The 26,704-nt window shown below is 70.5% G+C and carries 24 protein-coding genes and 1 tRNA gene; 13 read left to right on the top strand and 12 right to left on the bottom strand.

Annotation, left to right across the window (positions count from 1 at the left end):
• Window position 1 precedes the first annotated feature (1 nt).
• Window positions 2-595: a TetR/AcrR family transcriptional regulator gene (locus DEJ49_RS18485; RefSeq protein WP_150185136.1), complete on the bottom strand. Its 594-nt coding sequence runs from the start codon at window positions 593-595 to the stop codon at window positions 2-4.
• Window positions 592-2,103: a 3-hydroxyacyl-CoA dehydrogenase gene (locus tag DEJ49_RS18480; protein WP_150185135.1), complete on the bottom strand. Its 1,512-nt coding sequence runs from the start codon at window positions 2,101-2,103 to the stop codon at window positions 592-594. Before DEJ49_RS18480 ends, DEJ49_RS18485 begins: the two co-directional genes overlap by 4 nt.
• A 197-nt stretch (window positions 2,104-2,300) precedes the next feature.
• Here DEJ49_RS18480 and paaN point away from each other — a divergent pair, with 197 nt between their 5' ends.
• Complete coding sequence (paaN, locus tag DEJ49_RS18475; protein ID WP_150185134.1) at window positions 2,301-3,992, top strand: phenylacetic acid degradation protein PaaN; 1,692 nt, start codon at window positions 2,301-2,303, stop codon at window positions 3,990-3,992.
• Between the two features lie 32 nt (window positions 3,993-4,024).
• On the opposite strand, the gene DEJ49_RS18470 is transcribed toward paaN, so the two are convergent.
• The 3 genes from DEJ49_RS18470 to DEJ49_RS18460 are packed head-to-tail and all read right to left on the bottom strand — an operon-like array spanning window position 4,025 to window position 6,818.
• Window positions 4,025-4,804: a TrmH family RNA methyltransferase gene (locus tag DEJ49_RS18470; RefSeq protein WP_150185133.1), complete on the bottom strand. Its 780-nt coding sequence runs from the start codon at window positions 4,802-4,804 to the stop codon at window positions 4,025-4,027.
• Window positions 4,801-6,078, bottom strand: coding sequence for an HTTM domain-containing protein (locus DEJ49_RS18465; RefSeq protein ID WP_150185132.1), 1,278 nt, complete (start codon window positions 6,076-6,078; stop codon window positions 4,801-4,803). The genes DEJ49_RS18470 and DEJ49_RS18465 overlap by 4 nt, the downstream gene beginning before the upstream one ends.
• Window positions 6,075-6,818: a DUF5819 family protein gene (locus tag DEJ49_RS18460; RefSeq protein ID WP_150185131.1), complete on the bottom strand. Its 744-nt coding sequence runs from the start codon at window positions 6,816-6,818 to the stop codon at window positions 6,075-6,077. Before DEJ49_RS18460 ends, DEJ49_RS18465 begins: the two co-directional genes overlap by 4 nt.
• 184 nt (window positions 6,819-7,002) lie before the next feature.
• Between DEJ49_RS18460 and paaA the strand changes: the two genes are divergently transcribed.
• The 6 genes from paaA to DEJ49_RS18430 all read left to right on the top strand — a co-directional run bounded on the left by paaA (window position 7,003) and on the right by DEJ49_RS18430 (window position 11,976).
• Window positions 7,003-8,040 (top strand): 1,2-phenylacetyl-CoA epoxidase subunit PaaA, encoded by a 1,038-nt coding sequence (gene paaA, locus DEJ49_RS18455; RefSeq protein ID WP_150185130.1) that lies wholly within the window; start codon window positions 7,003-7,005, stop codon window positions 8,038-8,040.
• On the top strand, window positions 8,037-8,327 hold the full coding sequence (paaB, locus tag DEJ49_RS18450) for a 1,2-phenylacetyl-CoA epoxidase subunit PaaB (protein WP_055569192.1): 291 nt from the start codon (window positions 8,037-8,039) through the stop codon (window positions 8,325-8,327). Before paaA ends, paaB begins: the two co-directional genes overlap by 4 nt.
• Before the next feature lie 14 nt (window positions 8,328-8,341).
• Entirely contained in the window at window positions 8,342-9,088 is a 747-nt protein-coding gene (gene paaC, locus DEJ49_RS18445; RefSeq protein WP_150188319.1) for a 1,2-phenylacetyl-CoA epoxidase subunit PaaC, read from the top strand.
• Window positions 9,082-9,582: a 1,2-phenylacetyl-CoA epoxidase subunit PaaD gene (gene paaD, locus DEJ49_RS18440; RefSeq protein ID WP_150185129.1), complete on the top strand. Its 501-nt coding sequence runs from the start codon at window positions 9,082-9,084 to the stop codon at window positions 9,580-9,582. Before paaC ends, paaD begins: the two co-directional genes overlap by 7 nt.
• Entirely contained in the window at window positions 9,582-10,658 is a 1,077-nt protein-coding gene (locus tag DEJ49_RS18435; protein ID WP_150185128.1) for a 2Fe-2S iron-sulfur cluster-binding protein, read from the top strand. The genes paaD and DEJ49_RS18435 overlap by 1 nt, the downstream gene beginning before the upstream one ends.
• 184 nt (window positions 10,659-10,842) lie before the next feature.
• Entirely contained in the window at window positions 10,843-11,976 is a 1,134-nt protein-coding gene (locus DEJ49_RS18430) for an acyl-CoA dehydrogenase family protein (protein WP_150185127.1), read from the top strand.
• 9 nt (window positions 11,977-11,985) lie between these two features.
• Here DEJ49_RS18430 and DEJ49_RS18425 read toward each other — a convergent pair whose 3' ends face one another.
• The 4 genes from DEJ49_RS18425 to DEJ49_RS18410 all read right to left on the bottom strand — a co-directional run bounded on the left by DEJ49_RS18425 (window position 11,986) and on the right by DEJ49_RS18410 (window position 15,164).
• Window positions 11,986-12,315, bottom strand: a complete 330-nt coding sequence (locus tag DEJ49_RS18425) for a rhodanese-like domain-containing protein (protein ID WP_150188318.1) — start codon at window positions 12,313-12,315, stop codon at window positions 11,986-11,988.
• A 48-nt stretch (window positions 12,316-12,363) separates the two neighbouring features.
• The gene (locus tag DEJ49_RS18420; protein ID WP_223832887.1) at window positions 12,364-13,362 is read right to left on the bottom strand and encodes a hypothetical protein; all 999 of its coding nucleotides are present in this window, start codon (window positions 13,360-13,362) and stop codon (window positions 12,364-12,366) included.
• A gap of 69 nt (window positions 13,363-13,431) precedes the next feature.
• A complete protein-coding gene (locus DEJ49_RS18415; RefSeq protein ID WP_223832886.1) occupies window positions 13,432-14,865 on the bottom strand; it encodes a DUF2252 domain-containing protein in 1,434 nt (477 codons plus the stop codon).
• Window positions 14,866-15,080: 215 nt separating this feature from the next.
• Window positions 15,081-15,164 (bottom strand) — tRNA-Leu (locus tag DEJ49_RS18410).
• Window positions 15,165-15,665: 501 nt separating this feature from the next.
• On the opposite strand from DEJ49_RS18410, the gene DEJ49_RS18405 reads away from it, so the two are divergent.
• From DEJ49_RS18405 to pknB, 6 genes are all read left to right on the top strand, one after another.
• Window positions 15,666-16,556, top strand: coding sequence for an FhaA domain-containing protein (locus DEJ49_RS18405; RefSeq protein ID WP_150185125.1), 891 nt, complete (start codon window positions 15,666-15,668; stop codon window positions 16,554-16,556).
• Window positions 16,557-16,566: 10 nt separating this feature from the next.
• Window positions 16,567-17,082: an FHA domain-containing protein gene (locus DEJ49_RS18400; RefSeq protein ID WP_150185124.1), complete on the top strand. Its 516-nt coding sequence runs from the start codon at window positions 16,567-16,569 to the stop codon at window positions 17,080-17,082.
• 132 nt (window positions 17,083-17,214) lie between these two features.
• The gene (locus tag DEJ49_RS18395) at window positions 17,215-18,774 is read left to right on the top strand and encodes a Stp1/IreP family PP2C-type Ser/Thr phosphatase (RefSeq protein WP_190329382.1); all 1,560 of its coding nucleotides are present in this window, start codon (window positions 17,215-17,217) and stop codon (window positions 18,772-18,774) included.
• 26 nt (window positions 18,775-18,800) lie between these two features.
• Window positions 18,801-20,225 (top strand): FtsW/RodA/SpoVE family cell cycle protein, encoded by a 1,425-nt coding sequence (locus DEJ49_RS18390; protein ID WP_150185122.1) that lies wholly within the window; start codon window positions 18,801-18,803, stop codon window positions 20,223-20,225.
• Complete coding sequence (locus tag DEJ49_RS18385; protein WP_150185121.1) at window positions 20,222-21,685, top strand: peptidoglycan D,D-transpeptidase FtsI family protein; 1,464 nt, start codon at window positions 20,222-20,224, stop codon at window positions 21,683-21,685. Before DEJ49_RS18390 ends, DEJ49_RS18385 begins: the two co-directional genes overlap by 4 nt.
• Window positions 21,686-21,853: 168 nt before the next feature.
• Window positions 21,854-23,884 carry a Stk1 family PASTA domain-containing Ser/Thr kinase gene (gene pknB / locus DEJ49_RS18375; RefSeq protein WP_150185120.1) on the top strand — a complete coding sequence of 677 codons (2,031 nt, stop codon included), beginning with the start codon at window positions 21,854-21,856 and terminating at the stop codon, window positions 23,882-23,884.
• Between the two features lie 92 nt (window positions 23,885-23,976).
• Here the strand turns inward: pknB and DEJ49_RS18370 are convergent, their stop codons facing one another.
• From DEJ49_RS18370 to DEJ49_RS18360, 3 genes are read right to left on the bottom strand one after another with little or no spacing between them, the layout of a single operon-like run.
• Window positions 23,977-24,711, bottom strand: a complete 735-nt coding sequence (locus tag DEJ49_RS18370) for a class E sortase (RefSeq protein WP_150185119.1) — start codon at window positions 24,709-24,711, stop codon at window positions 23,977-23,979.
• Window positions 24,712-24,735: 24 nt separating this feature from the next.
• Window positions 24,736-25,998 carry a class E sortase gene (locus tag DEJ49_RS18365; RefSeq protein ID WP_411757239.1) on the bottom strand — a complete coding sequence of 421 codons (1,263 nt, stop codon included), beginning with the start codon at window positions 25,996-25,998 and terminating at the stop codon, window positions 24,736-24,738.
• Between the two features lie 5 nt (window positions 25,999-26,003).
• Entirely contained in the window at window positions 26,004-26,669 is a 666-nt protein-coding gene (locus DEJ49_RS18360) for an aminodeoxychorismate/anthranilate synthase component II (RefSeq protein WP_150185117.1), read from the bottom strand.
• Between the last annotated feature and the right edge of the window lie 35 nt (window positions 26,670-26,704).

Raw genomic sequence — 26,704 nt, 5'->3', positions numbered from 1 at the left:
CTCAGCGGTCCGTGCGCAGGCCCGCGAAGGCCAGCTGCACGACCGCGTCGGCGATCTGCTCGCCGTTGGCGGCGCCCCGGCTCTCCGGCCGGTACCACTCCACGATGGAGTTGATCATTCCGAAGAGCAGCCGGGTGGCGAGCCGCAGTTCGATGTCGGAGCGCAGGTCGCCGCCGGCGACGGCCTCCTTGAGCAGCGCCGCCACCTGCTGGTCGAACTCCCTGCGCCGTTCCATGGCCCAGCGCTCGGTGTCCGTGTTGCCGCGCACCCGCAGCAGCAGCGTCACGTAGGGCAGTTCGGCGACCAGCACCTCGACGGTGCGGCGCGTGACGTACTCCAGACGCCGCACCGCACTGCCCACGCGCGCGTGCTCCTCGGCGAGGATCCCGAAGAGCCCGTCGAGCGCCCGGCTCACGGCACGGCGCAGCAGCTCCTCCTTGCCCGCCACGTGGTGGTAGATCGACGACTTGGAGATGCCGGCGGCCTTGGAGAGGTGCTCCATGGACGTGCCGTCGTAGCCGCGCTCGTTGAAGACCCGGACGGCCACGCTCAGCAGCGTCTCCGGGGTGTACGTGTCGCGCCGGGCGGTGGTCATGAGTACTCCTCTCGCACGGCTTGGCGCCGCAGTGCCTGGGAGGGCGTGTAACGCCCGGTGGGGTACTCGTCGTGCAGGGCATCGAGCGCCTCTGCCACCCGGTACGTGGTGAGGCGGCGGCCCCAGGCGATGGGCCCGAGCGGGTAGTTGACGCCGAGCCGCATGGCGGTGTCGATGTCCTCGGCGTCCGCGACGTCGCGCCCGACGGCGTCCAGGGCGAAGTCGACGAGCATCCACACCGTGCGGGCGACGATCATGCCCGGCGTGTGCCCAATGACACTGACCTTCTTGCCAAGCGCCTGGAAGAGGCCGATCGCCTCCTTCAGGGACTGTTCGTCGACCCTGCTCGAAGGGGCGAGGGCGATCCTGGTGGCGGCGCGGTAGTCCAGCGCCAGGTCGAAGTGGATCGTGGGCTCGGCTGCGGCGTCGGCGGCCGTGCCGTCGGCCAGGGCGAGCCGCGCCCCGCCGGGGAGCCCGATGAAGCCGGGGTACTCGAGGGTGCCCTCGCCGCGCCCGACCCGGATGCCGGCCTCCTCCATGAGGGCGGTCAGCGCGTCCGCCGGGAAGAGGTCGCCGTGCACGGTGACGGACTCCGGCGCCTGCGCGGGCTCCGCCGTGTGCGGCTCCGCGCGCGGGGCGTCGTCCCCGTACGCGTACCAGCCCTGCCCCGACTTCCGTCCGAGGCGGCGCGACTCCACGAGACGGCGCTGCGCAAGCGACGGCGTGAACTTGGGGTCCTGGAAGAAGGACTCCCACACGGAGCGCGTGACGGCTTCGTTGACGTCCTGGCCGATGAGGTCGGTGAGCTCGAAGGGGCCCATCTTGAATCCGCCGCACTCGCGCAGGACGGCGTCGATCGTGGCGGGGTCGGCGACCCGCTCCTCGTACAGGCGCAGCGCCTCGGCGTAGAAGGGCCGGGCGACGCGGTTGACGATGAAGCCGGGGGTGTCCGCGCAGCGCACCGGGGTCTTCCCCCAGGCCTTGGCCGTCTCATACGCGCGCGTGGCCGCGGTCTCCTCCGTCGCGAAGCCGCTGACGACCTCGACGAGGGGCAGCAGGGGCGCCGGGTTGAAGAAGTGCAGGCCGACGAAGCGGCCCGGTGCGCGCAGGGCGCCCGCGATGGCGGTCACGGAGAGGGACGACGTGTTCGTGGCGAGCAGACAGTCCTCGGGGACGACCTCTTCGAGGTCCAGGAACAGCCGCTGCTTCACGTCGAGCTGTTCGAGGATCGCCTCGACGACGAGACCGCAGTCGGCGAGCTCGGCGAGGCTCTCGGCGGGGGCGAGGCGGGCGCCGGCCGCGGCGCGGTCCTCGGCGGTGAGCCTGCCCTTCTCGACGAGCCGGTCCAGTCGCGCACCGATCGCGTCGGCCGCCGCCTTGGCCCGGCCGGGCGCGGCGTCGTACAGCCGCACGGGGTGGCCCGCGACCAGGGCGACCTGCGCGATGCCCTGCCCCATGGTTCCGGTGCCGACCACGGCAACGGCGCTGCTGAGCTCGAGTGCTGTCATGTTCGCGATCCTCCCGCACGGCCCGTCGGCCGCAGGGTCCGGGGGTGGCCGTCAAGAAGTTGTCCACAGCTTTGACGGACCCTCTTGTCCCGACCGATCGTTCGGTTACTCTAGCCCTGTCAGAGCGTTCCTGCCCACCGTCCCTGCCCAGCTCGCCAGCTCGACGAAGAGCTGCCCGAGGAGGAGTTGGTCCCGTCATGGCCGCCGAACTCACCGCGCCCCAGCTGATCGCCAAGCACCGGCCCACCCTCGACCAGGCGCTGGAGACCATCCGCACGCGTGCGTACTGGTCCCCGCACCCCGAGCACCCGAAGGCGTACGGGGAGAACGGCTCCCTGAGCCTGCCCGAGGGAAAGGCCGCCTTCGACGCCCTCCAGGGCACCCGCTTCGACCTCGACCAGCCCGGCACGGATGACTGGGTCGGCGGCGAAGTCTCCCCGTACGGCCCGGAGTTGGGGATCACGTACCCCCACCCGGACATCGACACCCTGCTGCCCGCCATGCGTGCCGGGATGCGCGCCTGGCGCGACGCGGGCGCGGAAGTGCGCGCGATGGTCTGTCTGGAGATCCTGTCGCGCATCAGCGCCCGCACGCACGAGTTCGCGCACGCGGTCATGCACACCAGCGGCCAGGCCTTCATGATGGCCTTCCAGGCAGGCGGCCCGCACGCCCAGGACCGGGGCCTCGAAGCGGTCGCCTATGCGTACGTGGAGCAGACCCGCACCCCCGACGCCGCCGAGTGGACCAAGCCCCAGGGCAAGCGCGACCCGATCGCGCTGAACAAGCGGTTCACCCCCGTCCCGCGCGGCATCTCGCTCATGATCGGCTGCAACACCTTCCCGACGTGGAACGGCTACCCCGGCCTGTTCGCCTCGCTCGCCACCGGCAACCCCGTCCTGGTCAAGCCCCACCCGCGCGCGGTCCTGCCCCTGGCGCTCACCGTGCGGATCGCCCGCGAGGTCCTCGCCGACGCGGGCTTCGACCCGAACCTCGTCTGCCTGGCCGTCGAGCGGCCCGACGAGGGCATCGCCAAGACGCTCGCCGTGCGCCCCGAGATCAAGCTGATCGACTACACCGGATCGACGTCCTTCGGCGACTGGCTCGAGGCCAACGCCCGCCAGGCGCAGGTCTACACGGAAAAGGCCGGCGTCAACACTGTCGTCGTCGAGTCGACGGACAACTACAAGGGAATGCTGGCCAACCTGGCCTTCTCCCTGTCCCTGTACAGCGGCCAGATGTGCACCACCCCGCAGAACCTGCTGATCCCCCGCGACGGCATCCGGACCGACGCGGGCGCGAAGTCGTACGACGACGTGGTCGCCGACCTCGCGGCCTCGGTGAACGGCCTGCTGGGCGACGACGCGCGGGCGAACGGCATCCTGGGCGCCCTGGTCAACCCGGACGTGAAGTCCCGCCTCGAAGCGGCCGCGGGCCTCGGCGAGGTCGCCCTCCCCTCGCGGGAGATCACCAACCCGGAGTTCCCTGACGCCGTCGTCCGCACCCCCGTGATCGTCAAGCTGGACGGCGCCAAGCCGGACGCCGAGGCCGCCTACCTGAGCGAGTGCTTCGGCCCGGTCTCCTTCGCGGTCGCCGTCGACTCGGCGACGGACGCGGTGGAGCTGCTGCGCCGCACGGTGCGCGACAAGGGAGCGATGACCGTCGGGGCGTACACGACGTCGGAGGAGATCTCCGCCGCCGTCGAGGAGACCTGCCTCGAAGAGTGCGCCCAGCTGTCCCTGAACCTCACGGGCGGTGTCTACGTGAACCAGACGGCGGCGTTCTCGGACTTCCACGGTTCGGGCGGCAACCCCGCGGCGAACGCGGCGCTGTGCGACGGCGCGTTCGTGGCCAACCGCTTCCGCGTGGTGGAGATCCGCAAGGACGCGTAACGCGCGACGCGTGACACGTGACGCGCGGCGGGTCAGGCCTCCGATCCCGGGGGCCTGCCCGCCGACCAGTGGAAGAGCGCCATGCCGACGCTCGTCGCCAGGTTGTAGCTGGAGACCTGCGGGCGCATCGGCAGGGACACCAGGTGGTCCGCGCGCTCGCGCAGAGCGGCCGACAGCCCGCTGCGCTCGGAGCCGAAGGCGAGCACGGCGTCGTCCGGGAGCTTCAGCCCCCTGATGTCCTCGCCCTCCGCGTCGAGCGCGAAGACCGGCCCGGGCGGCAGATCGGCCACATCCATCCGCTCCACCGCGGTCGCGAAGTGCAGGCCCGCGCCGCCGCGCACCACGGTGGGGTGCCACGGGTCGAGCGTGCCGGTCGTCACGACCCCGGTCGCCCCGAACCCGGCGGCGAGCCGGATCACCGCCCCGGCGTTGCCCAGGTTGCGCGGGTCGTCGAGCACGACGATCGGCGCGGACCGGGACGTCCTCCGCAGCTCCTCCAGGTTGGCCGCGCGCGAGGGACGTACCGCCAGGGCGGCCACGGCCGTGGGATGCAGCCGCGGCACCAAGCCGCGCAGCCGGTCGTCGGGGACCTCCGTGAGGAGGTCGCCGAGGGCGTCCTTCACGTCCGGCGCGAGCTCGTCCGCCAGGGCCAGGACGGCGGGCCGGTCACTGGTCAGCGCCATGGGGACCCGGGCGCCGAAGCGCAGTGCGTGCTTGATCGCATGGAAGCCGTCGAGCAGCACGGACGTATCGGCGAGCCCGCGCCAGGCGCGCACGGCGCCCTCGGGGTCCGCCCCGTCCGTCCTGTTCATGGCGTGAAGCCTACGTGGGCGGGCCCGGTGGGTTCCTCGCCCAGAGCCCCTGCCACGGACTCTCCGGCCTCCCCGGCCTCCCCGGCCTCCCCGGACCGCTGCTCCGGCATCTCACCGCCACGGGAGAGCGGAAGGCGGGATACCGCCCCTTCACGCGCGCGTGCCGCCCACCGGCCGAGCCGCCGCAGGAACGACGTCGGCAGGAAGACCGCGTCGGCGGCGATCATCGCGAGCGAGAAGAACGGCAGCCCCAGAATGACCGCGATCGCGGCGTGCTCGGCGATCATGGCCACGAGCAGCACGTTCTTGACCCGGCGGTTGAAGAGGGTGAAGGGGAAGGCCACCTGCACGGCGACCGTTCCGTAGGTCACCAGGAGCACCATGATGCCGTGGGACGAGAGCAGTTCGGAGAGGGCGGGCCACGGGGAGAAGTAGTCGAGGTTCAGCGGGTAGTACACGGCCGTGCCGTCCTGCCAGCGACTCCCCTGGATCTTGTACCAGCCGGCGGTCGCGTAGATCAGACAGGCCTCGACCATGATCACCAGCAGGCCGGCGTTGTGGGCGACGTTGGCCACGACGTCGAGCAGCTTCCGCAGCTCACTCTCCGGGGCCCGCCGCCCCATGGCCCACCAGAAGCCGTGCACCAGCCACAGGCCCCAGAAGAGCAGCAGCCAGCCGCCGCTGAGCTCCCCCATGAACGTCACGACGGAGAGTCCGAGCCCGAGCACCCACCACAGGACGGGCCCGACAGGGCCGACCGGGTCCGCCGGCCCAACCGATTCCTGACCGCCCTCACGCGCGCGTGCCGCTCGCCGCGCGTCCAGCGACCAGACCTGACCGCAGCGCGTGAAGACCAGATACGTCGACATCAGGTGGATGACGTTGTCGCCGCCGTCCCCCATGAAGATGCTGCGGTTCTGCAGCGACAGCACACCGATCATGAAGAGCACGGACATCGCGCGCGTGTGCCAGCCGAGCAGCAGCAGGACGCTGCTGAGTATCCCGAGGCCGTAGACGATCTCGAACCAGAGGTGTCCGTCCGACCACATCAGAGCGGTGAAGGCGCCGTTGTTGGCGATGAGCTGCTGGGCCATGTCCCAGTTCCAGGGACCGTCGGGCCCGTACATCTCATGGCGGTGGGGGAGCTCGCGCAGCAGGAAGAACAGCCAGGTGCCGGCGAATCCGATACGGATCACCGCGGTCTGGTACGGCCCCAGGGCGAACCCCGTGACGTTGTTGATGCCCCGCGCCAGCGGGTGCTCGAAGCGGCTCATCGGGCAGCACCCTCCGCCAGCGGCAGGTCGTCCGGCTCCACCGTCCACCACGGGAGCACCCGGTAGGCAGGCTTGAGGGAAACCTTCTCGTCGCTCCACTTCGGCGGCCGCACATTGGTCGTCTTCGAGCGCAGCTGCACGCGCGCGATCTCGTCTCCCTTGCGCCCCGGCTCCTCGCGCTCGAGGCGCATGTACGCGATGCGGCGGACGTAGCGCTCGGAAAGCTGGCCCCGCACGCCGACGGGACGATTCTGCGAGTCGTGCGAGCCCACGTAGAAGTCCCAGGCGCGGCGGAGTTCATTTTGCTGCGTGTGGCTGGGCAGCAGGCTCCCGTCGATGGCGGCGCCGTCCTCCGCGGAGAGGCCGTACCAGTCGGTGGTGCGCACGCCCCCGTCAGCCGTGCGGAGCTCCGCACGGGCCTGCACCGCGACGTTCTGCTGGAGCGGGTTGGGCGCGAAGAGCTTCCAGTTCTGCTCGAACTCGGGGTAGATCCATTCGTCGACCACGTCCCCGTGCTGCTTGGTCAGCGTGTTCGAGGGCGCGACGTGCAGGAACAGCATGGCGACGTGGACGCAGGCGGCCGCGGCGACGACGGCCAGGGCGCACGCGGCAGCGATCTGGTACCCGAGCCTGAGCCCGGCGATCCCGACCCGGCCCGGCCGCTCGGCCTCCGGGCCCCCTGCTTCGGCCCCGACAGACTCACCGGGCCCCGCACCGGAGCCCTCGTCGTTCCGGTCCATTCCGCCCCGTTCCCCGTTCCCGCACCGACCCTGCCGCCGGAACGGTACTCACGCCCGCCCACCGCGCACAGCGTCCGTGAAGTTATCCACAGGGTTGACACCTTATGGCGGAGGACCGCACCATTGAATTCAACGAACCGAACGATCGGTCGGGCGGTTCGCTCACAGGTCGAGGGGGACCGAGATGGCGACAGCAGCCGCACACCAGGCGGCGGGCACGGAGCCGGACGAGGCCGCGCCCGCAGCGGACTCAGCCGCGCGCACGGCGGAGCACCAGGCCGTCTTCGACGCGGCGGTCGCCGCCGACGAGCGCATCGAGCCGCGCGACTGGATGCCGGACGCGTATCGCGCGTCCCTCGTGCGCCAGATCGCCCAGCACGCGCACTCCGAGATCATCGGCATGCAGCCCGAGGCCAACTGGATCACGCGCGCCCCCTCCCTGCGGCGCAAGGCGATCCTCATGGCCAAGGTGCAGGACGAGGCCGGCCACGGCCTGTATCTGTACAGCGCGGCGGAGACCCTCGGCACGAGCCGCGACGAACTGCTCGACAAGCTGCACTCCGGCCGCCAGAAGTACTCGTCGATCTTCAACTACCCCACGCTGACCTGGGCGGACGTGGGCGCGATCGGCTGGCTCGTGGACGGCGCGGCGATCACCAACCAGGTCCCCCTGTGCCGGTGTTCGTACGGACCCTATGCGCGGGCGATGGTCCGCGTCTGCAAGGAGGAGTCCTTCCACCAGCGCCAGGGGTACGAGTCGTTGCTCGCCCTCAGCCGCGGCACCGAGGCGCAGCACGCCATGGCGCAGGACGCGGTGGACCGCTGGTGGTGGCCCTCCCTGATGATGTTCGGCCCGCCCGACGACGAGTCCTCGCACTCCGAGCAGTCGATGACGTGGAAGATCAAGCGCCACTCGAACGACGAGCTGCGCCAGCGCTTCGTGGACATCTGCGTCCCCCAGGCGGAATCCCTCGGCCTGACGCTCCCCGACCCGGACCTGGTGTGGAACGAGTCCCGGGGGCACTACGACTTCGGTGCCATCGACTGGACCGAGTTCTGGGACGTCCTCAAGGGCAACGGTCCCTGCAACGACCAGCGCATAACCCAGCGCCGCCGCGCCCACGAGGAGGGCGTCTGGGTCCGCGAGGCAGCCGCTGCGTACGCGCGCAAGCAGACGCCCCCGCGGGGCACGGCAACACAGCACGGAGAGGCGACAGCATGAGCAGCTCTACCGACTGGCCGCTGTGGGAGGTGTTCGTCCGCTCCCGCCGCGGGCTCTCCCACACCCACGCGGGCAGCCTGCACGCGCCGGACGCGGAGATGGCCCTGCGCAACGCCCGCGACCTGTACACGCGCAGGAGCGAGGGCGTCTCGATCTGGGTCGTGCCGTCCGCCGAGATCACCGCGTCGTCCCCGGACGAGAAGGACTCCTTCTTCGAACCGGCCGGCGACAAGCCGTACCGCCACCCGACGTTCTACGAAATCCCGGAAGGGGTGAAGCACCTGTGAGCTCCCAGGCCCCCGTGACCGCCCCGGCCACCAGCCCGCCCGTCTCGACCGACGCCGCGGCCCTCCCCGCCCTGGCCCTCGGCGACGACGCGCTGGTGCTCTCCCACCGGCTGGGGGAGTGGGCAGGACACGCCCCCGTCCTCGAAGAGGAGGTCGCCCTGGCGAACATCGCCCTCGACCTGCTCGGCCAGGCCCGCCTCCTGCTCTCCATGGCGGGCGACGAGGACGAGTTGGCGTACCTCCGCGAGGAGCGCTCCTTCCGCAACCTCCAGCTGGTCGAGCAGCCGAACGGCGACTTCGCGCACACCATCGCCCGCCAGCTCTACTTCTCTACCTACCAGACACTGCTGTACGGCGAGTTGGCGTCCGGGGACGGCGCGTTCGCCCCTCTGGCCGCGAAAGCCGTCAAGGAAGTGGCCTACCACCAGGACCACGCCGAGCAGTGGACCCTGCGGCTCGGCGACGGCACGGACGAGAGCCACAGGCGGATGCAGGCGGGCATCGACGCCCTGTGGCGGTTCACCGGTGAGATGTTCAAGCCGGTGCCCGGACTCGACGCCGACTGGCAGGCCATCCAGCAGCGGTGGACCGCGTCGGTGACCTCGGTCGTCGAGCGGGCGACCCTGACCGTGCCGCAGGGCCCGCAGACCGGCGCGTGGACGGCGGGCGCCGGCCGCGAGGGCCTGCACACCGAGTCGTTCGGCCGGATGCTCGCCGAGATGCAGCACCTGCACCGCAGCCACCCGGGGGCGTCATGGTGACGACCGCGCCCACCGCGCTGGAGGCGGAGCTCCTGGCCCTCGCGGGCTCGGTGCCCGACCCCGAGCTGCCCGTGCTGACGCTGGCCGAGCTGGGCGTGGTGCGCGGCGTGCGGGTCCTCGCGCCGGGCAAGGTCGACGTCGAGCTGACCCCCACCTACACGGGCTGCCCTGCGATAGAGGCCATGTCGGCCGACATCGAGCAGATTCTGCACGACCACGGCGTGGCCGAGGTCGCGGTGCGCACCGTGCTCTCCCCCGCCTGGTCGACCGACGACATCAGCGCCGAGGGCCGCCGCAAGCTGGCCGAGTTCGGCATAGCTCCCCCGCGTTCCCACGCGGCCGACGGACCCGTTCCGCTGAGCCTGTCGATCCGCTGCCCGCACTGCGGCTCGACCGACACCGAACTGCTCAGCCGCTTCTCCTCCACGGCCTGCAAGGCACTGCGCCGCTGCGCCTCCTGCCGGGAACCCTTCGACCACTTCAAGGAGTTGTGATGGCCCGCTTCCACCCGCTCCGGGTAGCGGCGGTCGACCGGCTCACCGACGACTCCGTGACGCTGACGTTCGACGTGCCGCCGCCGCTCCGCGAGGAGTACCGCTTCACGCCGGGCCAGCACCTCGCCATCCGCCGCTTCGCGGACGGCACGGAGATCCGGCGTACGTACTCGATCTGTTCCACCGCCCCGCCTGTCGACGCCCCGGAGGAGCCCCGGTTCCTGCGCGTCGGGGTGCGCCTCGTCGAGGACGGCGCCTTCTCCACGTACGCCTTCAAGGAAGTCGCCGTCGGCGACGAGCTGGAGGTGATGACGCCGGCCGGACGGTTCACGCTGGACCCGGCCCCCGGACGCTATGCGGCGATCGTCGGCGGGAGCGGCATCACACCGGTGCTGTCCATCGTCACGACGCTCCTGGAGCGGGAGCCGAAGGCGGACTTCTGTCTCATACGCAGCGACCGCACCGCCGCGTCGACGATGTTCCTCGAAGAGGTCGCCGACCTGAAGGACCGCTGGCCCGACCGGTTCCAGCTGGTCACCGTGTTGTCCCGTGAGGAGCAGCAGGCGGGTCTCGGCTCCGGGCGGCTCGACGAGGAGCGCCTCTCCCAGCTCCTGCCGGCGCTGCTGCCGGTGTCGGAGATCGAGGGCTGGTTCCTGTGCGGTCCGTTCGGCCTGGTGCAGGGTGCGGGGCGGACGCTGCGGTCCCTGGGTGTCCCGCGTCGCCGCGTCCACGAAGAGATCTTCCACGTGGACGACGGAGGCGTCACCGCCGTCGCCGCCCCCTCGACGCCTGCGCCCGCGCACAGCACGATGACGGCGACCCTGGACGGCCGCTCGGGCACCTGGCCCGTGCAGCCCGGCGAGACCCTCCTGGAGACAGTGCTGCGCAATCGCGCCGACGCTCCGTACGCCTGCAAGGGCGGGGTGTGCGGCACGTGCCGGGCCTTCTGCGTCTCGGGCGAGGTGCGGATGGACCGCAACTTCGCGTTGGAGCCGGAGGAGACGGAGGCCGGATACGTGCTGGCGTGCCAGTCCCGCCCGGCCACGGACACCGTGGAGCTGGACTTCGACCGCTGACCTCCGCTACGGCGGCTCGCCACCCGGCCGCGCCCCACTGCCGGCTCCTCCCTTCCGTGAATCCGTTCCCTTCGCTTCCCATTCCCTTCCCTTAGAACCTGTTCTATCTTGACGCTCCGTCAGTTACGAAGAGGCGGAAGAGGCGACGGGTACGTCGGCCGACCGGGGCACGGGAGGACGGGCAGTGGACTTCACCTTCACCGAGGAACAGCAGGCCGTGGTCGAGGCGGCGAAGGCACTCTTCGCGGGCGTCGAGCCGGACGGGGTGCCCAGCCCCGCCCTCACACCCGGCGCCGTCGCCGACGACTTCGACCGCGCCCTGTGGTCCCGGCTCGCCGACGCCGACCTGCTGGGCGTGCTCGTCGACCCGGAGCACGGCGGCGTGGGCCTGGACGCCATCGCCCTGTGCCTGGTGCTGCGCGAGTCCGCGAAGGTGCTCGCCCGGGTCCCGCTCCTGGAAAGCAGCGCCGCCGCGTTCGCCGTCCAGGCCGACGGCGGCGACGAGTTGAAACGGAGGGTGCTGCCCGCAGCCGCGCGCGGCGACCTGGTCCTGACGGTCGCCGCCAACGGCCGCACCGGCCACGACCCCGCCGACCTCGCCGTCACCGCCCAGCGCGACGGCGACAGCTGGGTCCTGGACGGACTCCAGACAGCCGTGCCCTGGGCGCAGAACGCGGACCTCGTGGTCGTGCCCGCGCACACCCCGGAAGGCCACACCGTCCTGGCGCTCGTCCCCCGCCCCCACGAAGGCCTGACCGTCGCCGAGCAGATCTCCACCAGCGGCGAACGTCTGGGCGAGCTCCGGCTGTCGGCCGTGCGCATCGCCGCGTCCGACGTCATCGAGGCCGAGGGCGCGTGGGACCGGCTGCGCGACCTGCTCGCCACCGGCACCTGTGCGCTCGCGCTCGGGCTCGGCGAGGGCGTGCTGCGCATGACGAGCGACTACGTCAGCAAGCGCGAGCAGTTCGGCCACCCCGTGGCCACGTTCCAAGCGGTGGCCGTGCAGGCGGCCGACCGCTACATCGACCTGCGCGCGATGGAGGTCACCCTCTGGCAGGCCGCCTGGCGCGTCAGCACCGGCGCGGACGGCGCCCTGCCGACGACGGGAGATGTCGCCGTAGCGAAGATCTGGGCTTCGGACGGCGTACGCAGGGTCGTGCAGACGGCCCAGCACCTGCACGGCGGCTTCGGCGCGGACACCGACTACGCCCTGCACCGCTATCACGCCTGGGCCAAGCAGCTGGAGCTCTCCCTCGGCCCGGCGGCCGCCCACGAAGAGGCTCTGGGCGACCTACTGGCCGCCCACGCACTCGGCTGAGACTCCAGGTCAGACCACCGTGCCGGGCTGGCCCTTGTCGTCCACCACGGGCCGTCCCGAGGCCGCCCACGCCTCCATGCCACCGGCGACGTTGAACGCCTCGATGCCCTGCTGCCCCAGGTACATGGCGACCTGGGCGGAGCGCCCGCCGGACCGGCAGATGACGTTGACCTTGCCGTCCTGCGGCGCCGCCTCGGTCAACTCGCCGTACCGCGCCACGAATTCACTCATCGGGATGTGCAGCGCACCCTCGGCATGGCCCGCCTGCCACTCCTCGTCCTCACGGACGTCCAGCAGAAAGTCGCCATTCGTGAGGTCGTCGACACCGACCGTGGGCACCTGAGATCCGAAAACCATGCCCCCGACGCTACCCGAAGGCACACCCCGTCAGGAGCGCAGTCGCGCCAGCTCCGCCTCGCGCTCGGCGACCTGCGCGAGCAGCTGCTCGGCGATCTCGTCGAGCAGCGTGTCCGGGTCGTCGGGGGCGAGCCGCAGCATGCCGCCGATCGCACTCTCCTCCAGCTCCTTGGCGAGGACCGTCAGGAGCTCCTTGCGCTGGGCGAGCCACTCGAGCCGGGCGTACAGCTCCTCGCTGCGGGTCAACCGCTGCTCCACCGGGACGGGGCCCGCCGCCCACTCCTCGGACAGCTCCCGCAGCATCGCCTCGTCACCTCGCGCGTACGCCGCGTTGACCCGCGTGATGAACTCCTCGCGCCGCTGCCGCTCACCCTCCTCCTGCGCCAGGTCCGGGTGCGCCTTGCGGGCCAGCTCGCGGTAGAGCTTGCGGGCCTCCTCGCCGGGGCGCACCCGCTGCGGCGGCCGCACCGACTGCTCGGTCAGCATCGCGGCGGCCTCGGGGTAGAGCCCGTCGCCGTCCATCCAGCCGTGGAACAGCTCCTCGACGCCGGGCATCGGCATCACCTGTGCCCGTGCCTCCTCCGCCTTGCGCCGGTCCTCCGGGTCACCGGTCCGGGCGGCGGTGGCCTCGGCGATCTGCGCCTCCAGCTCGTCGAGGCGCGCGTACATCGGGCCGAGCTTCTGGTGGTGCAGGCGGGAGAAGTTCTCCACCTCCACGCGGAAGGTCTCCAGCGCGATCTCGTACTCGATCAGTGCCTGCTCGGCGGCGCGCACGGCCCTTTCGAGCCGCTCCTCGGGACGTTCCCTGGGAGGCTCTTCGGCGGAACGCCGCTCGTCGCTCCCTGCCGGCCCTTGCGACCCATCCGGCCCCCGCGACCCGTCCGGCTCTTCCGACCGCGCCTCGGACCTCTCCCTGAGCCGCGCCTTCAGCTGCTCCTTGAGCCGCCCTTCGGAGCCCGGCTGCCGCGCTCCCTCCGGGGGAGTCTCAGGCGTCTCGGGCTGCGTCGGCTCGGCTTCCGGGGTCGTCACTCGTCCAGCCTAGGCCACACACGCCCCAGCCCAGGAAACCCGCCCGCGCCACGCCCGGCCCCTCCGCCGTCACACCCCCGACTCCGCCGGCACACGCCCCTCCTTCACCGCCTGCACCAGCAGCGCGTGATCCGCCTCCGTACGGTCCGCGTACGCCGTCGCGAACCGCGCCATCGCCTCGTCCAGCTCGTCGTTCTTCCCGCAGTACCCGGCTATGAGGCGCGGGTCCGCGCTGTGCGCGTGGGCGCGGGCCAGCAGGGCGCCGGTCATGCGGCCGTAGTCGTCCAGCTGGTCCGCGGCCAGCTCGGCCGGGTCGACGCTGCCCTTGCGATTTCTGAACTGCCGTACCTGGAAAGGCCGTCCGCCGACCGTCGTCCACCCGAGCAGGAAGTCGCTGACGACCTGCATCCGCTTCTGGCCCAGCACCACCCTGTGCCCTTCGTGCTCGGTCTCCGGCGCCTTGAAGCCGGCCACCGGCAGATGCGGCAGCAGCGCTGACGGCCGTGCCTCCTTGACCTGCAGCACCAGCGGTTCGCCCCGGTGGTCGAGGAGCAGCACCACGTACGACCGCAGACCGACGCTGCCCGTACCGACGACGCGGAACGCCACGTCCTGGATCGCGTACCGCGCGAGGAGCGGCAGCCTGTCCTCCGTCAGCGTGCTCCGGTACTCACCGAGTGCCGCGGCCACCGACGCGGCCTCCGCGTCCGGCACGCGCCGCAGCACGGGCGGTGCCTCGACGAAGCGGCGTCCCTCGGCGCCGTCCGCGCCCACGACCTTCTCGGTCGACTTCGCCGCGAAGCGGGCGCTCGTGTTCTGCCGCGCTTTCTCGGCGACCCGCTCCAGGGTCCCGAGGAGGTCACGCGCGTCCGTGTGCGAGACAAGCTGCTCGTCCGCGATGGCGTTCCACGCGTCGAGGACCGGCAGCTTCGCGAGCAGCCTCATCGTGCGGCGATAGGCCCCGACGGCGTCCAGGGCCGCCTCCTCACAGGCGTCCTCACCCGCCCCCGCCTCGCGCCCCGCGAGCACCAGGGACGTCGCAAGCCGCTTGAGGTCCCACTCCCAGGGGCCGTGCACCGTCTCGTCGAAGTCGTTCAAATCGATGACGAGGCCGCCCCGCGCGTCCCCGTACAACCCGAAGTTCGCCGCATGCGCGTCACCGCATATCTGCGCGCCGATACCGGTCGACGGCGTACGCGCGAGGTCGTACGCCATGAGGCCCGCGGACCCCCGCAGGAAGGCGAACGGCGACGCCGTCATCCTGCCGACCCGGATCGGCGCGAGCTCGGGGAGCCGACTGCGGTTGGACTCCTCCACGGCGGCCACCGCGTCGGGCCGCGCGCCATCCGCCTCGAACTCCGCGTGCGCGGCACGGGGCACCCGCCGCCGCACCGCCTTGCCCTCCGCCTTCGGCGACCCCTGCGCGGGCCACTCGGCGAACCCCCGCACCCGCGGCAGCCGCTCGCCACGCTGCCCGGGAATCCTCCCGCCGTGCTCCACCACGCCCCTCGCCCCCCGCCGACCGTCGGCCAACCTGCATCCGGCCTCGAAAGTACCGCCGCGAGCGGAAAGCCGTCAGAGCCTGTGGATAACTTCGGTGACATACATCACCGGACCCCGCCCCGACGCACGCGGGCGACCATGAGCGGGCTCAGCGGATACAAAAAGAAGCGGCCCCCTTCCGGACTTTCGTCCGGAGGAGGACCGCTTCCTCGTTGTGCGCGAGGGGGGAGTTGAACCCCCACGCCCTTGCGGGCACTGGAACCTGAATCCAGCGCGTCTGCCTATTCCGCCACCCGCGCATGGGTGCTGTCTTTGGGTCTCTCACTGTGTGGTGCGAGCGCCTGCCGACATCCAGAAGATTAGCACGCTGCAGCGGGTGGATTCACATCCGTATTCGGCGGGCAACCGGCACCAGAAGCCTCGCGTGCGCCTCGGGCGGGGCTCGCCCGCCCCACGGACCGATCCTGACCCGCCCGGCACCCCGGGCCCGTATTCACCTCTTCCCGGCCGAGCTCGCCGGGGTCCACAGCCAGGTGCGGGACACTGGCTTCGGGCCCCCTCTACGATCCCTTCTAAAAGGAGGCTCGAGCAGACGTCCCGAGCAGCTGCCCGTAAGGGGTTCCGGGGCCGGAATCAGGGCTTGATCAGGGGTCCCGGAGGGTCCTTGGACGCCGGCGCGGGCATGTCTTGTGAGAGGCGACACTCGTCGACTGGGCGGACAGGGGGAACCAGCCGATTTCCCGGCGCGTGGATACGATCAGTAAGCAGTACCAGGATGACTACGACGGAGGAGGTGCCCCATGGGAGTCCTGAAGAAGTTCGAGCAACGACTCGAAGGTCTGGTCAACGGCACCTTCGCCAAGGTGTTCAAGTCCGAGGTCCAGCCCGTCGAGATCGCCGGCGCGCTCCAGCGGGAGTGCGACAACAACGCGACGATCTGGAACCGCGAGCGGACCGTCGTCCCGAACGACTTCATCGTCGAGCTGAGCGCCCCCGACTTCGAAAGACTGAGTCCGTACTCGGGCCAGCTCGGCGACGAGCTCTCCGGCATGGTGCGTGACTACGCGAAGCAGCAGCGGTACAGCTTCATGGGGCCCATCAAGGTCCACCTGGAGAAGGCCGAGGACCTCGACACCGGTCTGTACCGCGTGCGCAGCCGCACCCTCGCCTCCAGTTCCTCCCAGGCGCCCGAGCGCGCCCCCGCGGGCCCCGGCGGCCCGGCGGCCCCCGGCCGTGGCGCGGGTGGCGGCGGAGGAGCCGCGGGAGGCTATCCGCAGCCGCCGTCCGGCGCTCCCGGAGGCGCACCTCCCATGCCCGCCGCGCCGCCGCCCGGCGCGGGTCGCCCCGGCGGGCAGTCCCCGGCTCCGAACAGGCCCGCGGGCCCCGGTGCCGGACCACTTCCGGGCGCCCAGGTGCGGCGCTGGATCGAGATCAACGGCAATCGCCATCAGATCTCCCGCCCGACGCTGGTGCTGGGTCGCAGCACCGACGCCGATGTGCGGATCGACGACCCCGGCGTATCCCGTCGGCACTGTGAGATCCGGACCGGAACGCCCTCGACGATCCAGGATCTCGGGTCTACCAACGGCATCGTGGTAGACGGGCAGCACACCACCCGCGCTACGCTCCGCGACGGCTCGCGGATCGTCGTGGGCCAAACCACCATCGTTTACCGGCAAGCCGAAGGGTGAAGCGGGGGCAATGTCAGAGCTGACCCTGACGGTCATGCGGCTAGGTTTTCTGGCCGTTCTGTGGCTGTTCGTGATCGTGGCCGTCCAGGTCATCCGCAGCGACCTGTTCGGAACGCGCGTCACACAGCGCGGTTCCCGGCGCGAGCGGCCCCAGCAGGCCGCCCGCCAGCAGCAGGCCGCACCTCCCCAGCAGCGCCAACAGCAGGGCGGCGGCGGCCGCTCCCGGCGCGGCGCCCCCACGAAGCTGGTCGTCTCCGAGGGCATCCTCGCCGGGACGACGGTCGCGCTGCAGGGCCAGACCATCACGCTGGGCCGTGCGCACGACTCGACGATCGTGCTGGACGACGACTACGCCTCCAGCAGGCATGCCAGGATCTACCCGGACCGTGACGGCCAGTGGATCGTCGAGGATCTCGGGTCCACCAACGGCACGTATCTCGACCGGACCCGACTCACCAGCCCGACGCCCATTCCGCTGGGCACGGCGATCCGCATCGGCAAGACCGTCATCGAGCTGCGGAAGTAGTACATACGTCATGACAGAGCGCGAGCGGAGCGAGCGAGCCGAAACGGCTGTCCAGGCACTGGACGCCGGCGCGCTCCCGACCGGAGGGTGGGCACCGTGCGGATGTACCCGGAGCCGACGGGCGAGGTGCGCATGAGTCTGTCTTTGCGCTTCGCCGCCGGATCGCACAAGGGCATGATCCGGGAGGGGAACGAGGACTCCGGTTACGCCGGCCCGCGTCTCCTCGCGATCGCCGACGGCATGGGGGGCCAGGCCGCGGGTGAGGTGGCGAGCTCCGAGGTCATCTCGACGCTCGTCACGCTCGACGACGACGTCCCGGGCTCGGACATCCTCACGTCGCTGGGCACCGCCGTGCAGCGGGCCAACGACCAGCTGCGCATGATGGTCGAGGAGGACCCCCAGCTCGAGGGCATGGGGACCACCCTGACCGCCCTCCTGTGGACGGGTCAGCGCCTCGGCCTCGTCCACGTCGGCGACTCGCGCGCGTACCTCCTGCGGGACGGCGTCCTGACGCAGATCACGCAGGACCACACCTGGGTGCAGCGCCTCGTCGACGAGGGCCGCATCACCGAGGAGGAGGCCACCACCCACCCGCAGCGGTCGCTCCTCATGCGCGCGCTGGGCAGCGGCGACCACGTGGAGCCCGATCTGTCGATCCGCGAAGTGCGCGCCGGCGACCGGTACTTGATCTGCTCGGACGGCCTCTCCGGAGTCGTGTCCCACCAGACCATGGAGGACGCCCTCGCGTCCTACCAGGGCCCCCAGGAGACCGTGCAGGAGCTCATCCAGCTCGCGCTGCGCGGCGGCGGCCCCGACAACATCACCGTGATCGTCGCCGACGTCCTGGACATCGACAGCGGCGACACCCTGGCGGGCCAGCTGTCCGACACCCCCGTGGTCGTCGGCGCGGTCGCCGAGAACCAGCTCCAGTCGCAGGACGACGGCGCGATGCAGACGCCCGCGGGCCGTGCGTCCGGCCTCGGCCGTCCGGTGCCGCCGCAGGCGCCCCAGGGCGGGGGCGGCTTCGGCCCGCCCGGCAGCGGCGACACCGCGGGGTACGTCCCCGAGGGCAGCTTCGGGGCGTACGGCGACGAGGACTTCGTGAAGCCCGGCGGCGGCCGCAAGTGGCTCAAGAGATCGCTTTACGGAGTGCTGGCCCTCGCCGTCATCGGCGGCGGTCTCTACGGCGGCTACCGCTGGACCCAGACGCAGTACTACGTGGGTACGAAGGACGAGCACGTGGCCCTGTACCGCGGCATCGACCAGGACCTCGCGTGGGTCAGCCTTTCGAAGGTCGAGAAGGATCACCCCGAGGTCGAACTCAAGTACCTGCCGCCGTACCAGCGCAAGCAGGTCGAGGCCAACATCGTCGAGGACAGTCTCGACGAGGCCAAGAGCAAGATCGACGAGCTGAGCCTGCAGGCCACCGCGTGCAAGAAGGACGCCGAGCGTCGCGAGGTCGAGCGCCAGAACAACGCCAAGACCGGCGAGGGCGAAGCGGGCGGCTCCACCGGACTGCGCACCGCGCCGTCCCCGGACCCGACCTCCCCCGGCGGCGACGCCAGGACCGACAAGAACGACAAGAACAACCCGACCGACAAGAATAAGTCCAAGACCGCACCGACTCCCACACCCGGCCCCAGCCTCTCCGAGGATGAGCAGAAGCTGGTCCCGCTGTGCGGTAAGCAGTAAGCAGCCGTTGGGGGCCTCTGCACGCCATGAGCAGTAGTACTACACACACGTCGACGATCGGCGCGATCGGGGCGCCGAGCAGGCGCAACACCGAGCTCGCGCTGCTCGTGTTCGCCGTCGTCATCCCGCTGTTCGCCTACATGAACGTGGGCCTCGCGCTCGACGGCAAGGTGCCGTCCGGCATGCTCGGCTACGGAGCGGGCCTCGGGCTGCTCGCGGCAGTCGGTCACCTGGTCGTCCGCAAGTTCGCGGCGTACGCGGACCCGCTGCTGCTGCCGCTGGCCACCCTCCTGAACGGCCTGGGTCTGGTGGTGATCTGGCGCCTCGACCAGTCCGAGCGGCTCCAGCAGCTGCCCAACTTCAGCGTCGCGGCCCCGAACCAGCTCATGTACTCGGCGATCGGCATCGCCCTGTTCGTCGGCGTGCTGCTGCTACTCAAGGACCACCGCGTCCTTCAGCGCTACACGTACATCTCCATGGTCGGTGCCCTGGTCCTGCTGCTCCTGCCGCTCGTGCCGGGCCTCGGCATGAACGTGTTCGGCGCGAAGATCTGGATCCACATCGGCGGCTTCTCCATCCAGCCCGGCGAGTTCGCGAAGATCGTCATCGCGATCTTCTTCGCCGGGTACCTGATGGTGAAGCGCGACGCGCTCGCCCTGGCCAGCCGCCGCTTCATGGGGCTCTACCTCCCGCGCGGACGTGACCTCGGCCCGATCATCGTCGTCTGGGCGATGTCGATCCTGATCCTCGTCTTCGAGACCGACCTCGGTACGTCGCTGCTGTTCTTCGGCATGTTCGTCGTCATGCTGTACGTCGCCACGGAGCGCACCAGCTGGATCGTGTTCGGCATGATGATGTCCGCGGTCGGTGCGGTCGGCGTCGCGTCCTTCGAGCCGCACGTCAAGCAGCGTGTCGACGCATGGCTCGACCCCATGCGCGAGTACACGCTGAGCCAGCAGGGCGTGGTCGGCCACTCCGAGCAGGCGATGCAGGCCCTGTGGGCCTTCGGCTCGGGCGGCACCCTCGGCACCGGACTCGGCCAGGGCAACTCGGACCTGATCAAGTTCGCGGCCAACTCCGACTTCATCCTCGCCACCTTCGGTGAGGAGCTCGGGCTCGCCGGCATCATGGCGATCCTGCTCATCTATGGACTGATCGTCGAGCGCGGCGTCCGCACGGCGCTCGCCGCCCGCGACCCGTTCGGCAAGCTCCTCGCGATCGGCCTCTCCGGCGCCTTCGCCATCCAGGTCTTCGTCGTCGCGGGCGGCGTCATGGGCCTCATCCCCCTGACCGGTATGACGATGCCCTTCCTGGCGTACGGCGGTTCGTCCGTCATCGCCAACTGGGCCCTGATCGGCATCCTGATCCGGATCAGCGACACCGCGCGCCGGCCCGCCCCCTCCCCAGCCCCCAGCCCCGACGCCGAGATGACGCAGGTGGTCCGACCGTGAACAAGCCCCTGCGCCGGATCGCGATCTTCTGCGGGCTGCTCATCCTCGCCCTGCTCGCCCGGGACAACTGGCTCCAGTACGTCCAGGCCGACACCCTCGCCAAGCACGAGAAGAACCGCCGCGTCACCATCGAGCGCTACTCGCAGCCGCGCGGCGACATCATCGTCGACGGCAAGCCCATCACCGGCTCCAAGGCCACTCCGGGCAACGACCTGAAGTACAAGCGCACCTGGAAGGACGGGCCCATGTGGGCCCCCGTCACCGGGTACTCCTCGCAGCGCATGGGCGCCACGCAGCTCGAGAGCATCGACGACGGCATCCTCACCGGCAACGACGACCGGCTGTTCTTCCGCCGCACCCTCGACATGCTGACCGGCGAGAAGAAGGAGGGCGGCAATGTCGTCACGACCCTCAACTCCGCCGCGCAGAAGGCCGCGTACGAAGGCCTGAAGGGCCGCGGCAAGGGTGCCGTCGCCGCACTCGACCCGTCCACCGGCGCCATCCTGGCGCTGGCCTCCACGCCGTCGTACGACCCCGGTGAATTCGCGGGCAACACCAGCGCGGAAGCCGAGAAGTACATCAAGCTGGACAAGGACAAGGACAAGCCGATGGTCAACCGCGCGCTGCGCGAGACCTATCCGCCCGGCTCCACCTTCAAGGTGGTCACGGCGGCGGCGGCCCTTGAGCACGACCTGTACAACAGCGTCGACGAGAAGACGGACTCGCCCCTTCCGTGGACGATGCCCGACACCACGCAGCCGCTGAAGAACGAGGGCGACCTGCCCTGCAAGAACGCCACGATGCGTGAGGCGCTGCGGGTCTCCTGCAACACCGTCTTCGGCAAGATCGGCTCCGATCTCGGCAAGGACAAGATGCTGGAGACGGCGAAGAAGTTCGGCTTCAACGAGCAGCAGTTCGTCCCGGTCCGCTCCAACGCCTCCAACTTCCCCGAGGAGATGGACCGGCCGCAGACCGCGCTGTCCTCCATCGGACAGTTCGAGACCGCCGCGACCCCGCTGCAGATGGCCATGGTCGCCTCCGCGGTCGCCAACGACGGCACCCTCATGGAGCCGTACATGGTCAGCGAGCTGCAGGCGCGCAACCTCGACGTGGTCGAGAAGCACTCGCCGAAGGAGATGAGCGAGCCGCTCTCGAAGGAGAACGCGCAGAAGCTCCAGGAAATGATGGAGACGGTCGTCAAGTCCGGCACCGGAACCATGGCTCAGATCCCCGGCGTCACTGTCGGCGGCAAGACGGGTACGGCGCAGCACGGCGTCGCGAACAGCAAGAACCCGTACGCCTGGTTCATCTCGTACGCGAAGACGGACTCCGGGTCGCCGGTCGCCGTCGCCGTGGTGGTCGAGGACAGCGACGCCAGCCGTGACGACATCTCGGGTGGCGGCCTCGCCGCGCCGATCGCCAAGAACGTGATGAAGGCAGTCATCGACAGCAAGAAGTGACCCCCGTCACGGCCCCTCCACATCGGTGCACGTTGCGGTACCGGTCCGGTATCGGGTGACGGTCGCGGCCGGGTCACGTAAGTGGAGCCGGGTACCGTATGCCCGGACAGCACACCGCCGGACCACACAACGGTGCGGTCGGGACCGACGGAGAGGGCTGGATTAGCTATGGAAGAGCCGCGTCGCCTCGGCGGCCGGTACGAGCTGGGCCAGGTGCTCGGCCGTGGTGGCATGGCCGAGGTGTACCTCGCGCACGACACTCGGCTCGGCCGCACCGTGGCGGTGAAGACGCTGCGGGTGGACCTCGCGCGCGACCCGTCCTTCCAGGCCCGGTTCCGCCGGGAGGCCCAGTCGGCCGCCTCGCTGAACCACCCGGCGATCGTCGCGGTCTACGACACCGGCGAGGACTACGTGGACGGGGTCTCGATCCCGTACATCGTCATGGAGTACGTCGACGGCTCCACGCTGCGTGAGCTCCTTCACTCCGGTCGCAAGCTGCTGCCCGAGCGGGCCATGGAGATGACGATCGGCATCCTCCAGGCCCTGGAGTACTCGCACCGCAGCGGCATCGTCCACCGCGACATCAAGCCGGCGAACGTCATGCTGACGCGCAACGGCCAGGTCAAGGTCATGGACTTCGGCATCGCCCGCGCCATGGGCGAGTCCGGCATGACGATGACGCAGACCGCCGCGGTCATCGGCACCGCGCAGTACCTCTCGCCCGAGCAGGCCAAGGGCGAGCAGGTCGACGCGCGCTCCGACCTCTACTCCACCGGCTGTCTCCTCTACGAGCTGCTCACCGTCCGGCCGCCCTTCGTGGGCGACTCCCCGGTCGCCGTGGCCTACCAGCACGTGCGTGAGGAGCCGCAGGCCCCGAGCGTCTTCGACGGCGAGATCACGCCGGAGATGGACGCCATCGTCCTGAAGGCCCTCACCAAGGACCCGGACTACCGCTACCAGTCGGCCGACGAGATGCGCGCCGACATCGAGGCCTGCCTCGACGGCCAGCCCGTCGCTGCCACGGCCGCCATGGGCGCGGTCGGTTACGGCGGCCACCCCGACGACCAGCAGACCGCCATGCTCCGCCCGCAGAACGGTGGCGGCCAGACCTCCATGCTCCCGCCGGTCAACCCGGACGACGGGGGCTACGGCTACGACGAGGGCCGCGGCCGTCGCCAGAAGAAGAGCAACGTCTCGACGTGGCTGCTCGTCCTCGCGGGCATCCTGGTGCTGGTCGGCGCGATCCTCATCGGGAAGTCCGTCTTCGGTGATGACGGCGGGAGCGACGGGTCGATAAAGGCCCCGAAGCTCATCGGTGAGACCGAGGACGAGGCCAAGAGGTCGGCCACGAACGTCGGCCTGAAGTTTGAGGTCGGCGAGCGCAAGGCGTGCGCCAAGTACCCGAAGGGCGAGGTCTGCAGCCAGGATCCCGGGGTGGACGCCGAGATGAAGAAGGGCGACACCATCTCGGTGACCGTCTCGACGGGCACCCCGAAGATCTCCGTCCCCGACGTGCAGGGCCTCAGCTTCCAGGAGGCCAAGAGCCAGCTCGAGGACAAGGGCTTCACCAACATCGAGAAGGCGACGGAGGAGTCCGACCGGACCCCCGGCAAGGTCATCCGGCAGGACCCCGCGGGCGACGCCAAGGCGGAGAAGAGCGAGACGATCACGCTCACCGTCGCCAAGGAGAAGAAGCAGGAGTCCGTCCCGGACGTCACCGGCCTCGACTACGAAGCGGCCGCGAAGCAGATCACGGACAGAGGCTTCACGCCCGCCCGCCAGGACGTCGCCAGCGAGGACGTCGAGGAGGGCAAGGTCATCAAGACCACGCCCGCGGCCGGCACGCCCGCCGACCCCGGTTCTACGGTCAACGTCCAGGTCGCCAAGGCGGCCGAAGAGGAGGAGGCCACGGTCCCGCCCCTCACCGGCCAGAAGCTGAAGGACGCGCGCAAGGCCCTTGAGGACGCGGGCCTCAGCGTCGGCACCATCACGGGCCCGCAGGACGACGACGCCCTCGTGGTGCTTTCCCAGCCCAACGCCGGCGAGAAGGTCAAGCCCGGCACGGCGGTCAACCTGACCACCGCGGGCGGTGGCGGAGGAGACAACGGCATCGGCGGCGGGGACGGCGGCGGCATCGGCGGCATCGGCGGCCTGTCCAATGGCAGCAACGGCCACCGGGACGACCGCTGGTGGGACTGATCTGACCCGCACGCGACACACACGGAGAAGCCCCGGTACCGCTCAGCGGTACCGGGGCTTCTCCGTTGCCGCCCAGGCCGAGGCCCTCCGGGCTACTTCAGCTCCGCCGGAGGCGTCCGCTTGCCGTCGACCTTCTCGATGCGTTCCAGCTCGCCCCACACGACGTACCGGTAGCGGGACGTGTAGACAGGCGTGCAGGTCGTCAGCGTGATGTAGCGGCCCGGCTTCTTCGCACCCGATTCCTTGGGGACGGGGTTCAGGACCTTCACGTTGAACTTCGAGGTCTCGGGCAGCTTCGCGTAGACCTTGTAGATGTACCACTTGTCCCGGGACTCGTAGACGATCGCGTCGCCCTTGTCGATCTTGTCGATCTTGTGGAACTTCGCGCCGTGACCGTCGCGGTGCGCGGCCAGCGTGAAGTTGCCTTCCTTGTCCTCGGGCAGCGCCGACTTGATGGGGTCCTTGTAGTAGCCGGCCACGCCGTCGTTGAGGACCTTGCTGCTCGTGCCCGCCTTGACCAGCACCTCGCCGTTGCCCATCGCGGGTACGTGCAGGAAGCCGATGCCGTCCTTGGTGTCGATGGAGCCGGGCCCCGCGGCCCAGTGGTCGCGCACGCGGTTGCCCTGCTTGTGCGCCTCGCGGTCCGCTATGACGTTCGTCCACCACAGGGAGTAGACGACGAAGAGTCCGAGCACGAGGCCCGCGGTGATGAGGAGTTCACCGAAGACGCTGACCGCCGTGGCGATGGGACCGCGGCCGCGGCGCCGTGGCGCGGGGGCCGGCGCGGGCGCCTCGTCCTGCTTCTCTTCATCGGTCGTGGCTGCCACTGGTTCCGCCCCGTTCTCACCGTTCTAGTTCACGAGCGCGCTGGGTTTTCCCTTGTCGCGCGGTCGCTCCTCGACCATCTTGCCCCAGACGATCATTCGATACTTACTCGTGAATTCCGGGGTGCAGGTGGTCAGTGTGATGTACCGGCCGGGTTTGGTGAAGCCCGAACCCGGTGGAACAGGACCGATCACACTCGTGTTGCTGGGAGCGGTCTGCGGCAGGATGCTCGCCATCTTGTAGACGAAGTACGTGTCCTGCGTCTCCACCACGATCGGGTCACCCGGCTCCAGGCGGTTGATGTACCGGAACGGCTCGCCGTGCGTGTTGCGGTGGCCCGCGACCGCGAAGTTGCCCTTCCTGGCCTCCGGCATCGCGGTCTTGGTGGCGCCTTCGTTGTAGTGGCCGACCATGCCGCGGTCGAGGACCTTCTGCTTGTCGATGCCCTCGGCGACCGGCACGACGACGTCCAGGCGCGGAATGTGGAGGAGGGCGAAGCCCTGTCCGGGCTCGAAGCTGCCGGGCTTCCCCTTGCCCTTCGCCCAGCTCTCCTGGAGGTCGTGCGCGGCTCCGTCGGCCTGCTGCTGGGCACGGATGTTCGTCCACCAGAGCTGGTACGTGACGAAGAGGAGCATCAGGACGCCGACCGTGATGAAGACCTCGCCCAGCCCCCGGCTGATCACCGCGCCCGGAGAAGGCCTGCGGGCACGCTCCGCGCGGCGGGCCTCGACGCGTGACAGGGGGGCGGCGCCCGGACGGGGCTCAGGGGGGCGCGTGCCACCCTTCTTGGCGGCCTTGCGGCGGGCAGCCCGGCCTTCGGCGGGGCTTGGCTGTGTGAGGCCTGACCGTGTGAGGTCCGGCTGTGTGAGGTCTGGCTGCGTGGGGCCCGGCTCCGCTATTCGCCGCGTGTCGGCGGTGCGCAGGCCCATGGTCTCGTCGTCCGGCACGGGGGCGGGCTGCTCAGGGGCGTAGGCACCGTACAGCTGCTCGTACGTGGGCTCCGGGGCCTGCTCCGGCTGTTGCGGCTGGTGCCCGTTCCAGTCGCGGTCGTACCCCTCGGGGTCGTACCACTCCTGTTCCTGCGGCTCGGCAGGTGTCCGCTGCTCCGGATCCGCGGTGCCGCCGCCACCGCCACCGCCGCTGCGGAACCACGGCGAGGGATGCTGCCCCGGCAACGGATCCGTCAGGGGGTCCTCCAGGTGATCGACCGCCGCCTCGAACGCACCGTCCTCCCCGTACGCGTCATTCGCGTCGTACGGGGCTCCGGAGGAGTCGCGCTCGGGGCGCAGGGCGGTCACGCCGTGGCCCTGCCCACCACCGGGGCCAGCCCGCTCGACCGGGCGACGGCGCCGGTGTCTCCGCACTCCGCCAGCCAGTTGGCCAGCATGAGGTGGCCGTGCTCGGTCAGCACGGACTCCGGATGGAACTGGACGCCCTCGACCGCGAGTTCCCGGTGGCGCAGGCCCATGATGATGCCGTCCTCCGTGCGCGCGGTGATCTCCAGGTCCGCCGGGACAGTGGCGGGCTCGGCAGCGAGCGAGTGGTAGCGGGTCGCGGTGAACGGCGACGGCAAACCGGCGAAGACGCCCTTGCCCTCGTGGCGGACGAGCGAGGTCTTGCCGTGCAGGAGCTCGGGGGCACGGTCCACGACCCCGCCGTACGCCACCGCCATGGACTGCATGCCGAGGCAGACACCGAAGACGGGCACGCCGGTGGCGGCGCAGTGGCGGACCATCTCGACGCAGACACCCGCCTGTTCGGGGGTGCCGGGCCCCGGCGAGAGCAGCACGCCGTCGAAGCCGTCCTGCGCGTGCCGCAGCTCGACCTCGTCGTTGCGCAGCACCTCGCACTCGGCGCCCAGTTGGTACAGGTACTGGACGAGGTTGAAGACGAAGCTGTCGTAGTTGTCCACGACCAGAATGCGGCTGCGGGTGCGGCTCGTGCCGCCGACGGCGCTCACTGGCCGTCCACCGTGACGTCGTTGAAGGGCAGCAG

The sequence above is a fragment of the Streptomyces venezuelae genome (genome assembly GCF_008642335.1).
Taxonomy (GTDB): domain Bacteria; phylum Actinomycetota; class Actinomycetes; order Streptomycetales; family Streptomycetaceae; genus Streptomyces; species Streptomyces venezuelae_F.
Note: the sequence above shows the minus strand (reverse complement) of the source record. Positions and strands in the feature narration are given on the sequence as shown.

What these genes read in the sequence shown, in the direction of transcription:
- DEJ49_RS18390 (WP_150185122.1), top strand. Translation starts at nt 18,801, where the DNA reads ATGAGCAGTAGTACTACACACACGTCGACGATCGGCGCGATCGGGGCG.
- DEJ49_RS18485 (WP_150185136.1), bottom strand. Translation starts at nt 595, where the DNA reads ATGACCACCGCCCGGCGCGACACGTACACCCCGGAGACGCTGCTGAGC.
- DEJ49_RS18470 (WP_150185133.1), bottom strand. Translation starts at nt 4,804, where the DNA reads ATGAACAGGACGGACGGGGCGGACCCCGAGGGCGCCGTGCGCGCCTGG.
- paaA (WP_150185130.1), top strand. Translation starts at nt 7,003, where the DNA reads ATGGCGACAGCAGCCGCACACCAGGCGGCGGGCACGGAGCCGGACGAG.
- paaN (WP_150185134.1), top strand. Translation starts at nt 2,301, where the DNA reads ATGGCCGCCGAACTCACCGCGCCCCAGCTGATCGCCAAGCACCGGCCC.
- DEJ49_RS18395 (WP_190329382.1), top strand. Translation starts at nt 17,215, where the DNA reads ATGAGTCTGTCTTTGCGCTTCGCCGCCGGATCGCACAAGGGCATGATC.
- DEJ49_RS18435 (WP_150185128.1), top strand. Translation starts at nt 9,582, where the DNA reads ATGGCCCGCTTCCACCCGCTCCGGGTAGCGGCGGTCGACCGGCTCACC.
- paaB (WP_055569192.1), top strand. Translation starts at nt 8,037, where the DNA reads ATGAGCAGCTCTACCGACTGGCCGCTGTGGGAGGTGTTCGTCCGCTCC.
- paaD (WP_150185129.1), top strand. Translation starts at nt 9,082, where the DNA reads ATGGTGACGACCGCGCCCACCGCGCTGGAGGCGGAGCTCCTGGCCCTC.
- DEJ49_RS18480 (WP_150185135.1), bottom strand. Translation starts at nt 2,103, where the DNA reads ATGACAGCACTCGAGCTCAGCAGCGCCGTTGCCGTGGTCGGCACCGGA.
- pknB (WP_150185120.1), top strand. Translation starts at nt 21,854, where the DNA reads ATGGAAGAGCCGCGTCGCCTCGGCGGCCGGTACGAGCTGGGCCAGGTG.
- DEJ49_RS18405 (WP_150185125.1), top strand. Translation starts at nt 15,666, where the DNA reads ATGGGAGTCCTGAAGAAGTTCGAGCAACGACTCGAAGGTCTGGTCAAC.
- DEJ49_RS18460 (WP_150185131.1), bottom strand. Translation starts at nt 6,818, where the DNA reads ATGGACCGGAACGACGAGGGCTCCGGTGCGGGGCCCGGTGAGTCTGTC.
- DEJ49_RS18465 (WP_150185132.1), bottom strand. Translation starts at nt 6,078, where the DNA reads ATGAGCCGCTTCGAGCACCCGCTGGCGCGGGGCATCAACAACGTCACG.
- DEJ49_RS18400 (WP_150185124.1), top strand. Translation starts at nt 16,567, where the DNA reads ATGTCAGAGCTGACCCTGACGGTCATGCGGCTAGGTTTTCTGGCCGTT.